At 30.3% G+C, this 14,913-nt stretch carries 15 protein-coding genes and 1 riboswitch; of the genes, 9 read left to right on the forward strand and 6 right to left on the reverse strand.

The annotated features are described in order from the left end of the window. The first annotated feature begins 112 nt into the window (after positions 1-112). The 3 genes from KO494_RS10860 (at position 113) to murI (ending at position 2,666) form a co-directional block, all read left to right on the forward strand. Complete coding sequence (locus KO494_RS10860) at positions 113-1,192, forward strand: OmpH family outer membrane protein (RefSeq protein ID WP_215967621.1); 1,080 nt, start codon at positions 113-115, stop codon at positions 1,190-1,192. A gap of 30 nt (positions 1,193-1,222) precedes the next feature. Then, positions 1,223-1,732 (forward strand): OmpH family outer membrane protein, encoded by a 510-nt coding sequence (locus KO494_RS10865; RefSeq protein ID WP_215967622.1) that lies wholly within the window; start codon positions 1,223-1,225, stop codon positions 1,730-1,732. Between the two features lie 154 nt (positions 1,733-1,886). Beyond that, positions 1,887-2,666: a glutamate racemase gene (gene murI, locus KO494_RS10870; protein ID WP_215967623.1), complete on the forward strand. Its 780-nt coding sequence runs from the start codon at positions 1,887-1,889 to the stop codon at positions 2,664-2,666. A 191-nt stretch (positions 2,667-2,857) separates the two neighbouring features. After that, a riboswitch (TPP riboswitch) is annotated at positions 2,858-2,956 on the reverse strand. 55 nt (positions 2,957-3,011) lie between these two features. Here the strand turns inward: murI and KO494_RS10875 are convergent. The 3 genes from KO494_RS10875 to KO494_RS10885 form a co-directional block, all read right to left on the reverse strand. Then, positions 3,012-3,527 (reverse strand): gamma carbonic anhydrase family protein, encoded by a 516-nt coding sequence (locus KO494_RS10875; protein ID WP_215967624.1) that lies wholly within the window; start codon positions 3,525-3,527, stop codon positions 3,012-3,014. A 28-nt stretch (positions 3,528-3,555) separates the two neighbouring features. Further along, the gene (locus KO494_RS10880) at positions 3,556-4,290 is read right to left on the reverse strand and encodes a LytTR family DNA-binding domain-containing protein (RefSeq protein ID WP_215967625.1); all 735 of its coding nucleotides are present in this window, start codon (positions 4,288-4,290) and stop codon (positions 3,556-3,558) included. A 102-nt stretch (positions 4,291-4,392) separates the two neighbouring features. Further along, the gene (locus KO494_RS10885) at positions 4,393-6,567 is read right to left on the reverse strand and encodes a histidine kinase (RefSeq protein ID WP_215967626.1); all 2,175 of its coding nucleotides are present in this window, start codon (positions 6,565-6,567) and stop codon (positions 4,393-4,395) included. Positions 6,568-6,773: 206 nt separating this feature from the next. Between KO494_RS10885 and KO494_RS10890 the strand changes: the two genes are divergently transcribed. Next, positions 6,774-7,787 carry an SIMPL domain-containing protein gene (locus tag KO494_RS10890; protein WP_215967627.1) on the forward strand — a complete coding sequence of 338 codons (1,014 nt, stop codon included), beginning with the start codon at positions 6,774-6,776 and terminating at the stop codon, positions 7,785-7,787. Between the two features lie 17 nt (positions 7,788-7,804). After that, positions 7,805-8,962: a VWA domain-containing protein gene (locus KO494_RS10895; protein WP_215967628.1), complete on the forward strand. Its 1,158-nt coding sequence runs from the start codon at positions 7,805-7,807 to the stop codon at positions 8,960-8,962. A 63-nt stretch (positions 8,963-9,025) separates the two neighbouring features. On the opposite strand, the gene KO494_RS10900 is transcribed toward KO494_RS10895, so the two are convergent. Further along, positions 9,026-10,027, reverse strand: a complete 1,002-nt coding sequence (locus tag KO494_RS10900) for a type IX secretion system membrane protein PorP/SprF (protein WP_215967629.1) — start codon at positions 10,025-10,027, stop codon at positions 9,026-9,028. A 238-nt stretch (positions 10,028-10,265) separates the two neighbouring features. Between KO494_RS10900 and KO494_RS10905 the strand changes: the two genes are divergently transcribed. From KO494_RS10905 to KO494_RS10920, 4 genes are all read left to right on the forward strand, one after another. Beyond that, the gene (locus KO494_RS10905; protein ID WP_215967630.1) at positions 10,266-11,168 is read left to right on the forward strand and encodes a NifU family protein; all 903 of its coding nucleotides are present in this window, start codon (positions 10,266-10,268) and stop codon (positions 11,166-11,168) included. 115 nt (positions 11,169-11,283) lie between these two features. Then, positions 11,284-11,484: a dodecin family protein gene (locus KO494_RS10910; RefSeq protein ID WP_215967631.1), complete on the forward strand. Its 201-nt coding sequence runs from the start codon at positions 11,284-11,286 to the stop codon at positions 11,482-11,484. Between the two features lie 94 nt (positions 11,485-11,578). Beyond that, positions 11,579-11,938: a DUF1304 domain-containing protein gene (locus KO494_RS10915; protein WP_215967632.1), complete on the forward strand. Its 360-nt coding sequence runs from the start codon at positions 11,579-11,581 to the stop codon at positions 11,936-11,938. 124 nt (positions 11,939-12,062) lie between these two features. Then, positions 12,063-12,875, forward strand: coding sequence for a mechanosensitive ion channel family protein (locus KO494_RS10920; protein WP_215967633.1), 813 nt, complete (start codon positions 12,063-12,065; stop codon positions 12,873-12,875). 58 nt (positions 12,876-12,933) lie between these two features. On the opposite strand, the gene tsaB is transcribed toward KO494_RS10920, so the two are convergent. Further along, positions 12,934-13,611, reverse strand: a complete 678-nt coding sequence (gene tsaB / locus KO494_RS10925; protein WP_215967634.1) for a tRNA (adenosine(37)-N6)-threonylcarbamoyltransferase complex dimerization subunit type 1 TsaB — start codon at positions 13,609-13,611, stop codon at positions 12,934-12,936. Between the two features lie 9 nt (positions 13,612-13,620). Continuing rightward, on the reverse strand, positions 13,621-14,913 hold the full coding sequence (locus KO494_RS10930) for an efflux RND transporter periplasmic adaptor subunit (protein WP_215967635.1): 1,293 nt from the start codon (positions 14,911-14,913) through the stop codon (positions 13,621-13,623).

Here is a 14,913-nt window from a genome sequence, read left to right on the forward strand (position 1 = left end):
AAAATTTGTTAATTTTGAAAAGCTTAATTCAAGAAGTGACAGAATACTAGTAATAATCATCTGTACATTTTTAGAATTTATAAAGCCAATAAATTATAAAAACATAAAACAGATGAAAATAAAAGTTCTTTTTTTACTGGCAATTGTATTTATGCTTAGTGTAACCACTACTCAAGCACAACGTGGTGTTAGAATAGGTTATATAGACACAGAATACATTTTAGAAAACATACCTGAATATCAAGAAGCAACAACGCAACTAGATGGTAAAGTTCAAAAATGGAAATCTGAAATTGAAAATCGTTTAAGTGTAATAGAACAAAAACGAAAAGATTTAAGCAATGAAAAAACACTTTTAACTAGTGAACTTGTTAAAGAACGTGAAGAAGACATCCATTTTGAAGAACTTGAAATATTAGAATATCAACAAAATAGATTTGGTCCTAATGGTGATTTAATGATCCAGAAAAGACAACTTATTCAACCTATACAAGATCAAATATTTGCTGCAGTACAAGATATTGCTGCAACTAAAAAATATGATTTTATATTTGATAAGTCTGCAGATGTAGTTATGCTGTATTCCGCAGATAGATTTGATATAAGTGAACAAGTTATAAGAGCAATTGTACGTACCGCAAAACGTGATCAAGCAAATTCTAAAAAAGAAAGAAGAGAAGCTAAAGACGAAGATGTAGTACCTGAAGTAAATGAAACATTAGACGCAAGAAAACAAGCATTAGAAGATAAAAAAGCAGCTCGTGCAGCAGAAGCAGAACAACGCAGAAAAGAAATTTTAGAAGCACGTGAAGCTAAAAAAGAAGCAGCACAAAGAAGAAGAGATAGTATTATTGAAGCTAGAAAACAATTAAAAGAAGAAACGCTTAAACAAAGAAATAATACAACAGATGATGCTATTGATGCAGAAGAAAATGTAGCAGAAAACAATAAAGAAGAAGGTGTAACAACTGAAACTGAGAATGTAGAAAAAACAGCTGAAGAAACAACAACAGATAAAGAAGCTAGTGCTACTGAAGAAGAAGATGAAGAAGATGCAGCCGCAAAAAAAATAAGTGATAGAGAAGCACGTAAACAAGCATTAGAAGAAAGAAAAAGAAAAATACTAGAAGAACGTAAAAAAGCAAAAGAAGAACGTGAAAACAACAATGCCACAGAAGGCGAAGACAATTAACAATTTATTACACACATTAAACTATTAAAAATGAAACAAATTAAAACTTTATTATTAGCAGTAGCTTTATTTATTGGTGGAACTAGCTTTATGCAAGCACAAACTAAAGTTGCTCATATTAACACCCAAGAGCTAATTGCTGCAATGCCTGACATGAAAGCTGCACAAGCAGAAATGGACAAGCTAGGTAAAACTTATGAAGCAGACATTAAAGCAATGGTTACAGAGTACCAAAACAAAATGAAGTTATACGAAGCTGAAGCTACTACTAAAACAGACGAAGAAAACCAAAAGCGTTTAGTAGAAGTACAAACTATGCAACAAAACATACAACAATACCAAGGGCAAGCACAACAAGACATGCAAAAGAAAGAAGTAGACTTATTAAAGCCTATTACTGAAAAAGCAAAAGCTGCAATTTTAAAAGTAGCTAAAGCGCAAGGTTTTAACTATGTGTTAGATTCTACTCAAGGTGGTGGAGTTATTATGGCAGAAGGTACAGACTTACTTGCAGATGTTAAAAAAGAATTAGGTTTCTAATAAACCTTAAATAATTTTATAAAAAAGCTGTCTTCTACAAGACAGCTTTTTTTATGTGGTTAATTTTAAAAGTATATATTATATCTACTAAAATTTTAAATCTCTAAATGTATTTAAAAGTAATTATTTACTTTTATAAACAATATGTATGTATATGAGTAAACAACCTATTGGTGTTTTTGATTCTGGCGTTGGTGGCACTTCTATTTGGAAAGAACTTCATGCATTACTACCGCATGAAAACACTATTTATTTAGCCGATAGCAAAAATGCTCCTTATGGCAATAAAAACAAAAATGAAATTCTTGCTTTAAGTAAAAAAAACACAGAGTTATTACTTGATAAAGGCTGTAAACTTATTGTAGTTGCATGTAATACAGCAACTACAAACGCGATTAACTATCTACGTGAAAATTACAACATACCCTTTATAGGTATTGAACCTGCAATTAAACCAGCTGCATTAAATACCAAAACAAAAGCCGTTGGTATTCTTGCCACAAAAGGTACACTCTCTAGTGAATTGTTTTATAAAACCACTAATATATTTACAGATAAAATTAAAATTATAGAACAAGTTGGTGAAGGTATTGTTCCTTTAATTGAAAGTGGTAATGTAGAATCTAGCAAAATGAAAGATCTCTTACAGCTATACTTAAAACCAATGTTAGATGCAGATATAGATTATTTGGTTTTAGGCTGTACACACTACCCTTATTTAATTCCGCAGTTATTAAAAATACTACCTAGTCATGTTAAAATTATAGACTCTGGTGAAGCTGTTGCAAAACAAACAAAAGCTGTTTTAAGACAAAATGAACTTTTAAACAATAAAACAAATAAACCTAAATTGCAATTTTATTCTAACGCAAACCCTAAAGTAATGATGCAACTTTTAGGTGAAGGTTTTCATGTTGATTATCTAGATTTTTAGATTTTTTTCATTTTAATTACTTCTGCTTTCACAGAAATACTTACTACTTTTTTTAATGCTATATTTTTTTGGAGTTTCTTGAATTGCTTTGCAGAAAGAAATAATGAAAAGTGTACTAACACATAACCTTAGTAAACTAGAAACAACATAAAAAAACAAAGGAAACAGTATGACATTTTTTATCAAGTGTTTCCTTTGCAAGTCGTATTCCTATTTTGGCATTATCCAATCAAGTACAATGAGTATATTCTCAGCCACTAATGTAAGTTTAGGCACCTCAATACAACAGATTAAATATAGTAAATATTTTTTATATAAACAACTGATTTTTAAAGTCTTAACATTTTACTCTTTAAACCAACTAGAATACTTGACGTAATTATCTGCTATTCTATTAATTTCACCAGAAATTAGCGCTTTGCTAATATCTTTAACTTTCTTTGCTGGTACACCAGCATAAATAGTTCCTGCCTCTACTCTGGTGTTGGCTGTTACTACTGCTCCTGCAGCTATTATACTATTGCTTTCTATTACACAATCATCCATAACAATGCTTCCCATACCAATTAAAACATTATCGTGAATGGTACAACCATGTACAATGGCATTATGCCCAATAGAAACGTTATTACCAATGGTTGTTGGCGATTTTTGGTAGGTTGCGTGTATTACTGCACCATCTTGCACGTTCACTTTATCTCCCATTTTTATGTAATGTACATCACCTCTAATTACGGCGTTAAACCATACACTACATGCTTTTCCCATAGTAACTTCTCCAACTATAGTAGCGTTTTCTGCTACATAGCAATCTTCAGGAATTTGTGGATATTTGTTGTTTACTGGTTTTATTATTGGCATTTTTATAGTTTTAAGTTGTTGGCTAAAATTACTTAAAAAAAGCAAGTAAACCTGCTTTTTTAGACGCAGAAACAAGTACTTCTTTTCCGTTGCTTAGCAACACGTGACCTCCTTTTCCTTTTACATATTTGGTAATTTCATTTACGTTTACCAAATAGCTTTTGTGTACTCTTGCAAAACTAGAATCTTGTAATGCTTCTTCAAAATATTTTAAAGTTTTGCTTACTAATTTCTTTTTGTTATTATTTAAATATATTTCGGTGTAATTATCGTCTGCCTTACAATACAAGATGTTTGCCGTTTCAATAACTTCAAATCCATCTTGTTGTGGTATAGTAATTTTTCCGTTTACGGTATTTGTATTTGGTACTAAAACTTCATCTTGCAAGGCATCTTCTTTGGTTTTAATTTCTACTACATAATCTACTGCTTTTATAAGTGCATCAATAGAAATTGGTTTCATCAAGTAATAGCTTGCATGTGCGTTTAAAGCATCTATAGCATAATGGTTGTAGGCTGTTACAAAAATAGTTTCAAAGCTTGCGTCTCCTACTTTATCTAACAGATCAAAAGCATTTCCATAAGGCATTTCTACATCTAAAAACACAACATCTAAATGGTTATTTCTAATAAGTACTAAAGCTTCATCTACATTTTCTGCTTCACCTAAAATATTTACATTAGGGCAATATTTAGCCAGGTATTTTTTTAATATATCTCTGCTTGTTTTTTCGTCTTCTACTATTATGGCGTTTAGTTTCATGTACATTTGCTGCAAAGGCAGGAACTTTATTAATATTATTACTACTGTTTTGTTTTAAAAGAACTCTTTAAAGTAACTGAGCTTAAGATTTCTATTGTAATATCAATCCTTTTTTAGCGTGACTACTACTTTGGTTCCTTTGTCTCCTTCGGCTTGATAATCATCTATAAATACATCTACTTTGTCTTTATACATTTCGTTTAAAATAGCAACACGTTTTTTTATGTTGTTCATGCCTTTAGAGTTTTGTTTCTTTTGATTTTCGGTTTTTAAAGATTTAGACTTTTCTCTTCCTATTCCGTCATCTATAATGGTAATGGCAATTTCGTCTATATTTTTTTGTGCTATTTTAATTTCTAGTTTTCCTTTTTCTTGTTTATAACGCAAGCCATGCCATACAGCATTTTCAATATAAGGCTGCAAAAGCATTGGCGGAATTTGAAATTGGTTCACTGCAACGTCTTCATTTACAATAATGCTATAGTCAAACTTATCTTTAAACCTAAAATGTTCTAGCTGTGTGTATAGTTCTAATAATTCTACTTCTTTTTGAAGCGGAATAAAATCTTGCTCACTATTTTCTAAAACAGCTCGCATAAGTTGTGAAAAATCAGACAGATATCTATTTGCTGTTCGCTCGTCATTAGAAGCTATAAAGCTGTTTACCGAGTTTAATGCATTAAAGATAAAATGCGGATTCATTTGGCTTCGTAAAGACTTTAATGCTAAAAGGTTGTTTGCTAATTTTTGTTGCTTGATGTATTTATACATTACATATGCAACAATTAGCAACAGAAGTACACCTCCAAAAAGCGAATAAATGACTAATTTTTGACGTTTACTTTGCTCTACAGAAAGTTGATAATTAGTTTGGGTTAATGCTCTATCGCTTTCTAAACTGGTAATACGATTTTGTTTTTCGGCAATGTTTTTATTAAATCTTGCTGCTTGTGTAATTTCCTGCTCCATTTTAGCATACAAAGCATCTACAGTTTCTTGATAGGTTTTATAGGTTTCTAAGGCTTCTGTATAATTACCAGCATCTCTATAGGTTTCAGAGAGCTTACGCACAGCATCTTTTTTAACCAATAAATCTTCTTTATTACCTGCTTCTTCTATACTTTTTTCTAAATACGGAATAGCATTTTTATAATCCTGCTGTTGGTAATATGCGTTACCAATTTTATAGTTTTGCTTTTGTAATGTTAAGGCACTTTCGTTTTCTATTAAGGTATCGGTTTCTAATTCTGAAATTTCTTTAATCGCTTCTTTACGTAACTGAATTTCATTTTCATAAGCCATATTATCATTCTGAAAATCGGCTACTTTCACCTTTTCTTCTACAGCTCTTTTTTTATTTTCTTGTGATGCTAAGTCTAAAGCATTTTCAAAATAAGTATTTGCTTCATTTAGCTTTCCGCTTGTATTATATGCTTCACCAATTTTAGAATTTAAGTCTGTTATTTTAGGTTTAATAAGATGTTTTTCGGCAATAGTTAGTCCTTTCTTATAGTTAGAAATTGCAGTATCTAACTGTATTATTTTTGTGTATACATCACCTAATCCTTCATAATACACGGTTTTTTGGTAATTAGAAAGACTGCTTTCTTTAATGCTTTGATATGTTTGTAGGCTTTCTTGGTAATCTTTATTTTTATAATATGCCTTTGCTAATTTTAAAACTACTTCGTTTAATTTATTATTTTGAAGGCTAATTTTATAGTTAGAAACTGCCAAATCATACTGTTTCCAATGCATATATACGTCTGCCAGTACTTCATAAGCTTCTGCATTTTGGTTGGTAGAGTTGCTTTGCGCTAAAGCTTCGGTTATAAATAAAATACTTTTTTCTGCATCTTTTTTAAGATATACTTCTGCAGAATCTATACTACTATTAAAAGGTTTAAGTGAAATTTTTCTTTTATAAACCGTCTCTTCACCCTCAGTTATTGGCTTAACCTCAACGGTTATCCTTTCGTCATCTTTAATGGTATAAAAAACAGTTTTAATGTCTTTATGCGCAATGGTTAGCTCATCTCCTTTTTTAACTTGAATTCTAAAATCACCAGAAAGATTAGTTGTGGTATATACTCCGCCATTTACAGAAATTTGCACATTTGTAATGGGTTTACGTGTATTGCTTTCTACTACAGAGCCTTTTACTATAAAACTAACTTCTTCTTTACCTGCTGTTGTTTCCGCATTTTGCTGAGCAAAGAAATTACTAGAAAGAAACAGAAAGCCGAAAAGGATACTATATTTTAATAAGTATTTCATTTATAAGTATTACAAAGTATAAACTTACACACTTTAATCTACACTTAAAAACTACGTTACTTATCTTTTTGGTTTTTTCAAGCCTAAAAAGTTAGGTTACCTAACTATAAAAAAGGGTTTACGTATTGCATTGCCGCTTTCACTCATTTGTAGTTTTTAATAAAAAACTTTGATAATAGGTTTACTAAGAATTTAAAAAATTACCTATGAAAAAGTTTATTATTACCACTTTAATTATTTTATATACTGCAACTAATTTTGCGCAAATAAAAGGAAATGCAATTTCTATATCTAGACAAAATATAGCATCTAAAGATCTAGGAAACGGTTATGTATACGGAAACAATTACAACCATTTTACATCTGCAAACTTAATTCCTAATCCTACTATAAATTTAGAAGTTAAAGCCTTAAGCAATATTATAGCTTCGTCTTACACAGCTGTTTTTAATGTTACACAAATTGGTAAAACCTCTGAAGAAACCAATAATTTAATAAAAGAACGTACACAAAAATTAAAAAGCGATTTAGCAGCAAAAGGGCTTTTAACCAACGATTTTATTATAGATGTTATTTCTTTTGTTCCTGTTTATGAAACTATTGTTGAGAAAAAATTATTCAGTAAAAAATATGTTGAAGTGCCTAAGGGGTTTGAGCTACAGCAAAACATTCATATTAAATTCACTAAAGTAAATCAGTTTGAAACAATTTTAGCTGCTTGTGCAAATAACGAAATTTACAACCTAGTTAAGGTAGATTATTTTATAGATAACCTGCAAGAAGTATATAAGCAACTACGCATAGAAATTTTAAAAGAATTAAAAGTAAAACAAGAGTTCTATAAAAACTTAGGTTTTAATTTAATAGAATACACACCAATAATAGCAGACAATAAGTATTGTTATTTTCCTAGAGATTTTTACAAAAACTACCAAGCTTTTAATAGCGTTTCTATGGAAGCTTTAAAGAAAAACAGAGGTGTTTATCAAGTAAAAAAACAAACTTCATATTACTATGATCCTATTTCGTTTAGAGATTATGATGTTGTAATAAACCCATCTATTGTAGAACCTGTAATACAAATAGGAATGGAAATTAAACTACAATATACACCTAAGCCAAAACAAGAAAAATCAACAGAAAAAGAAGTAATTAAAAATAAATATTACATCATTTCTCCTGATGGAAGCATAGATATAAAAGAAATAAAAACAACATAACATTAAAAACAAAAACAATGAAAACCATATTTAAAAAAAGTATACTAGCATTATTTTTTGTTAGTCTCACAGCTTGTCAAGCAAAGACAGCAAAAACAGAAACATCGTTAGCAATAAAGCCTCCTGCAACCCATAAACCAAATAAACAATTTATTAAAGTGGCCTTGCTATTAGATACTAGTAATAGTATGGATGGCTTAATAGATCAAGCAAAAGCACAGCTTTGGGAAATTGTAAACGAGCTTTCTTACGCTAAATGCAATGATGCCAAACCAAACCTTCAAATTGCATTGTATGAATATGGCAATGATAATTTAAATGGAAACGAAGGCTTTATACGTCAGGTATTAGCATTTAGTCAAGATTTAGACGAGATTTCTAAAGAATTATTTTCACTAACTACAAGAGGAGGAAATGAATATTGTGGTTACGTTATTAAAACAGCATTAGATCAATTACAATGGGGAAATAACACAGAAGACTTAAAACTTATTTTTATTGCAGGAAACGAGCCTTTTAACCAAGGAAGAATTAATTATAAAGTTGCTGGCCAATTAGCACATAACAAAGACGTAACTGTAAACACTATTTTTTGTGGTGCTTATAACCAAGGAATCTCTAGCTACTGGAAAGATGGAGCAGATATAACGCATGGTAATTATATGGCAATTAACCACAATCATGAAACTGTGCATATAGCTTCGCCTTATGATGCTAGTATTTTACAATTAAACAACAAACTAAACAAAACTTATGTGGCTTATGGAAGCTACGGAAAAGATAAAATAAAACGCCAAGCAGAACAAGATGCAAATGCGCAAGGCTATAGTGAAGCCAATGCAGTAAGTAGAACTGTAAGTAAGAGTTCGCATTTATATAAAAACGCTTCCTGGGATTTAATTGATGCTAGTGAAGATGCTTCTTTTTCTTATAAAGAATTAAAAGAAAACGAATTACCAAATGAACTACAAGGTAAAACGGAAGCAGAAATAAAAACCTATTTAGATAAAAAACGAAAAGAGCGTGAAGCCATACAGGAGCAAATTCAAGATCTAAATATAAAACGAAAGCAATATGTTGCTCAACAACAAAAAGAAGGAAATGATAATTTAGAAAATGCTATGTTAGGAGCAATTAAAAAACAAGCAAAAAACAAGAATTATAAATGGAAATAATGCCCAATAAAAAAGCCTTTCGGTAATCCGAAAGGCTTTTTTATATATACTACATTTAGTGCATTAGTTAACTGCAGGACAGTTACAATGGTATTTCTCTTTTCTACAGTTAAAGTTTAAACCTAGTGTTATTTGATGAAAACCTGCATTATTAAACACTACAGAGTTTGCTTGGTATGCATAGGTATATGCAAACATAAAGTTGTTATAGTTAATACCTAATATTGGCGATATATACTGTGCTTTTTGGCTATTAATGCTTGACCCATCAATATATTCTGCACCATCTAAACTACGTCTGTAAGATAATCCTCCCCAAATTTGACCAAACTCCATTTTTTTATACGTCTTAAAGTTTAAGTCAAAAGAAGCTTCTTTGGTACCATCTTTATATTGAAATAAAATAGAAGGCTCATAAGACCAATCGCTACCAAACTTACCAAAACCGTAACCAGCAGAAAATAAATAACGTCTTAAGTTACTAGTAATTTCCACATCGTTATTAATACCATCATTATTTAACACATTTTTTACGGTTGCATGCGCATAAAAGTTATATAAGTTATAAGAAAAACCTAAATCAATATTAAAGTTGGTAGAACTTTGCTCGATACCGTAAATTAACGGATCAAAAGGTTCGTTTAAAAAAGCAGTTTCATCTAATTTATATTGTATCATACCAACACTTAAACCAAAAGAAAGTTGATTTAAGTCAATTTCATTTCTTGAAAACATTAGGTGATGTGCATACGTTAAGTACACGCCATTTTGAGAATGGTATCCATTTTTATCAGAATATACTATTGCTCCTATTGCAGATGGTGTATCACCAATTCTGCTATTAACACTTATGGTTGCTAATTGAGGTGCATCTTCTTGCCCAAACCATTGTTGTCTTCCTGTTACTCTTAACTTTGCACAGTTAGCAGCTCCAGCCATAGAAGGGTGTATTAGGTAATAATTATCTGTTAAATAATCTGTATAGATAGGAAGTCCTTCTTGGGCGTTTACAAACTGAGAGCAAAATACAACAACAGCTAAAAGGTATAACTTTTTTAAATTCATAATTTTAATTTTCAAGGAAGCTAGGTTAAATGCACTTTTTATAAGTATTTTAACTTAATATTTTTAATTTTATTATTATAAGTCACCAAATATATAAAATTTAGTTTTTATAAATTATGATATAAAAGTTAAAGATTTAAGTTGTTTGTCGTAAATCAATAATAATACCTATAAGAAATGCTAAATATATAGATAACTCTTGAGTTCTTTTAGTATTTTTGCAAAAAAATAATTGACTATGAATACGTTTAAAGTTTCTGTAAAAGAAACTAACAATCCAACTATAATAAAATTTGAACTTAATCAATTCATTACCAAGCACCAAAGCTTTGAATTTAATAATATTGATGAAGCAAAAGCATCTCCATTAGCACAACAATTATTTTACCTTCCGTTTGTAAAAAAAGTATATATAACTAGTAATTTTATAGCTATAGAACGATATAGTATTGTAGAATGGCAAGATGTACAACAAGAAGTTGCAGAACAAATAGAAAGTTACCTAAATAATGGTGGACTTGTAGTTGAAGAAGAAGCAACTCCTAAAAAAGTACCAGTAACTGTTTATGCAGAAAGCACACCTAACCCCTCGGTTATTAAATTTGTAGCCAATAAAAAACTAGTTGCAGCTACTTTTGAGTTTACTTCTATAGATGAAGCGAAAGCCTCTCCTCTAGCTACAGAGCTATTCCACTTTCCGTTTGTAAAAAGTGTATTTTTAGATGAAAATTACGTTTCTATTACAAAATATGAAGTTGCAGAATGGAATGACATCACCATGGAACTTCGTGAATTTATTAGAGCTTTTATTGAAAATGGTAAAGAAATAGTAATTGCAAATGCACCAGAAGTTATAGAAAAATCTACGGAAGCCTTAGATGAAACGTATGAAAACATGGATGATACTTCTAAAGAAATCATCAATATCTTAGAGGAGTATGTAAAACCAGCTGTTGCTAGTGATGGTGGTAACATTCAATTTGAATCTTATGATGCTACTACAAAAAAAGTAAAAGTTATTTTACAAGGAGCTTGCAGCGGATGCCCTTCTTCAACATTTACTTTAAAAAATGGTATTGAAAACATGCTTAAAGAAATGATGAAAGGTAGAGTAGAAATTGTAGAAGCCATTAACGGATAAATAATTAAAAAACCATTTATTTAACAGCTAAATTACTCTTATTCAAACTTTTATATTACTATTATTATTTGTAAATTTAGGTTTCAAGCAATTATTAACTTAAAAAAAACTTAATATGGCAATAATGAAAGTAATTGAGGTAATGTCTAATTCAGATAAAAGCTGGGAAGATGCAACTAAAAAGGCAATAAAACATGCCTCAAAAAGTGTAAAAAACATTAAATCTGTATTTGTACAATCACAAAGCGCAGTAGTTAATGATGATGAAGTAACAGAGTTTAGAGTAAACTTAAAATTAACTTTTGAAGTAAAATAAACTTGATTAAAGTATAATAACACAAAGGCGTTCTATAATAGAACGCTTTTTTTAGCTATTAAATTAACTAACTTTGATAGAAAAATAATACTATATGAAAATTGTAGCAACCTTATTAGTAGCCTTTGTAGCTTTTGAACATTTTTACTTTCTAGTACTTGAAATGTTTTTATGGACTACAAAAAAAGTAATTAAAACCTTTGGTATAGAAAGTGTAGCGTTTGCCGAAAAAACAAAAGTACTAGCTGCAAATCAAGGATTGTATAATGGTTTTTTGGCAGGAGGTTTGGTTTTTGGTTTAGTAGATAACAATACCAACATGTTATTATTTTTATTAAGTTGTATTATTATTGCTGGAATATATGGCGCATATTCTACCCAAAAAATTAGATTGTTTTATTTTCAATCTATTCCAGCCCTTATGGCTTTAGCTTCAGTTTTATTTCTATTTTAATTATAACGAAGAAATATGAATTTTACAGAATTAAACTTTAAAATAACATTTGTTTAGCACATTTTATCGTTTTAGTTTTTAATTTCGCCTATTAAAATTATTAATAAATTATTAAACACAAATTATGGAAATAGAGAAATGGACAGAAAAAGGCTTTGAATTTATTTCAACCTATGGTATAAAAGTTATTGGCGCTATTGCCATTTGGATTATTGGTTCCTGGCTTATTAAAAAAATAATTAAGGCTGTTACTAAGGTAATGAACAGTAGAAATTATGAAGAAAGTCTTAAAAAATTCCTTTTAAACTTAATAGGATGGGCTTTAAAAATACTTTTAATAATCACCATACTAGGTAATTTAGGTGTAGAAACCACTTCTTTTGCAGCCATTTTAGCAGCAGCTGGTTTAGCTATTGGTATGGCTTTACAAGGATCTCTTGGTAATTTTGCTGGAGGTGTGTTACTAATGATTTTTAAACCTATAAAAATTGGAGATTTAATTGAAGCACAAGGAGAAATAGGTGTGGTAAAAGAAATTGAAATTTTTACTACTAAACTTACAGGGCTTTCTAATAAAGAAATTATTATTCCTAATGGATCTTTATCTAACGGAAACATTGTAAACTATAGCACAGAAGGTACACGTCGTGTAGATTTAACTTTTGGTGTAGGTTATGATTCTGATATTAAACAAACCAAAAACATATTAATGCAAGTACTTACTGCAAACCCAAAAGTACTTCAAACTCCTGCTCCAACAGTAAATGTTTCTGAACTTGCAGATAGTTCTATTAATTTTGCTGTAAGACCTTGGTGTAAAACAGAACATTATTGGGATGTATACTTTGAAACAACAGAAAATGTAAAAGAAGCATTAGATGCTGCAGGTATAGAAATTCCTTATCCACATCAAGTAGAAATACACAAAGAATCTTAATTAGGTTTTTGATGTATACAAAAGACCTTTCTGCTTTTAATAGTAGAAAGGTCTTTTTTTATACTTTAGGTTTTGGCTTTAATGCTACAAAATCTTTTAAATAATAGGGTTCAAAATAAGCAACATCTTCTATGTTGTTTTCTTGATACTTATTAAACGCAATTACCGACATTTCATTTGCAGAAGGTAATTTATCTTCTATAAAAACAGCATTTTTATGGGTGATTAGTGTTTTGGTTTTTTCAACACCATTACCTATAAAATACACTTTTCCTTTTTCTAGATAGCTGGCAAAAGACTGTTCGTCTAGAATTTGTGCTTCAATTTCTCTTACTGTATTATAATTAGCATCAAATACAGCAGAATACACTTCCATACGTCTTGCATCAAGCATTGGTACAATAAGACCTTGTTCTAGTTTAACCTGTCTAGCAAGTGCCTCTAAAGTAGAAACAGAAATTAAAGGTTTATTTAAAGCAAAACACAAACCCTTTGCAGCAGAAACTCCAATACGCAAGCCTGTATAAGAACCAGGTCCTTTACTTACTGCAATAGCGTCTATAGCTGAAGCTTGTAAATTATTTTGCTTTAGTAAGCTTTCTATATATACATGCAAACGCTCTGCATGTGAGTATTGCTTGCTATTATCTTCTTGTAAAGCAAAAGTCTCTCCTTCTTTAGAAAGAGAGACTGAGCAGTTTGTTGTTGCTGTTTCTATGTTTAGTATTATTGCCAAAATATAGTATTAATCGTCTTGGTTTTTATCTTTTGTATCTTCTTCTTTTTTAATTTCTACAGCATCACCATTTTTTAAAGACTTTGTAACCGTGTTGTATGGTCCTGTTATAATTTCGTCGTTTTCTTGCAAGCCTTCCATAATTTCAATATTAGTATTGTCTTGCACTCCTGTTTTTACAACGCGTAATTTTGCTTTGTCTCCATCTTTAACAAAAACACATTCAAATTTTTCTTCGCTATTGCTTTCAATAGCATCTTTTTTAATTGCTTTTTTTGTTGAAGAGGTGTCTGTTTTAATAACAATAGCGCTAATTGGCACACCAACAACATTTTCACGTTTGTTGGTAATGATATCTACAGTTGCAGTCATACCTGGTCTAAAAGGCGAGTAATTTTCACTCTTTCCTTCTAATAAATCTTTATACGATTCTTCAAGTATTCTAACTTTTACTTTAAAATTTGTTACCTGATCAGAGGTTAAAACACCATCTGCAGAGTTTGCAATTTCAGTAACTAATCCTTTAAATTGTTTTTTTAAATATGCATCTACTTCAACAATGGTAGAGTCTCCAATATTAACTTTTACAATATCGTTTTCATTAACATCAACCTCAACCTCCATGTTGGTTAAATTAGCAACACGCATAATTTCTGTTCCTGCCATTTGTTGTGTACCAACTACACGCTCGCCCAACTCTACATCTAATTTAGAAATAGTACCAGACATTGGTGCGTAAATATTAGTTCTGTTTAGGTTGTCTTTAGCTTCATTTACAGTAGCAGCAGAACTTTGCACATTATAATAAGCAGACTGTTTGTTTGCTTGTGCTATTTCATAAGAAGAAATTACTTTGTCCCAATCTGCTTTAGAGATGATTCCTTTTTCATATAACTGTTGGTTTCTATCGTAGTTTGCTTTTGCTTCTTTAAGTGATGCTTCGGCCTGATTTAAACCTGCACGTACATTTTGTAAAGCGGCTTGTGTTCTGCTTAAACTAGATTGGTAAATATCTGGATTTACACGAACTAATAAATCTCCTTTTTTTACTTGTTCTCCTTCTACAATAGGAAGTTCAATAATTTCACCAGAAACCTCACTAGAAAGTTTTACTTCTATTTCTGGTTGAATTTTTCCAGTAGCAGAAACGGTTTCCACAATATCAATTTTAGTAATTTTTTTGGTTTCTACTTCTTTAAAATTACCTTGTTTACCAAACCATCCTGCTTTTTTTCCTCCAATTAAAAGAGCTAGCAATACAATTACTGCAATTACAATTATGGTTACTGTTTTTTTACTCAT

Origin of the sequence: Lacinutrix sp. C3R15 (assembly GCF_018860825.1) — a bacterium.
Classification (GTDB): Bacteria; Bacteroidota; Bacteroidia; order Flavobacteriales; family Flavobacteriaceae; genus Oceanihabitans.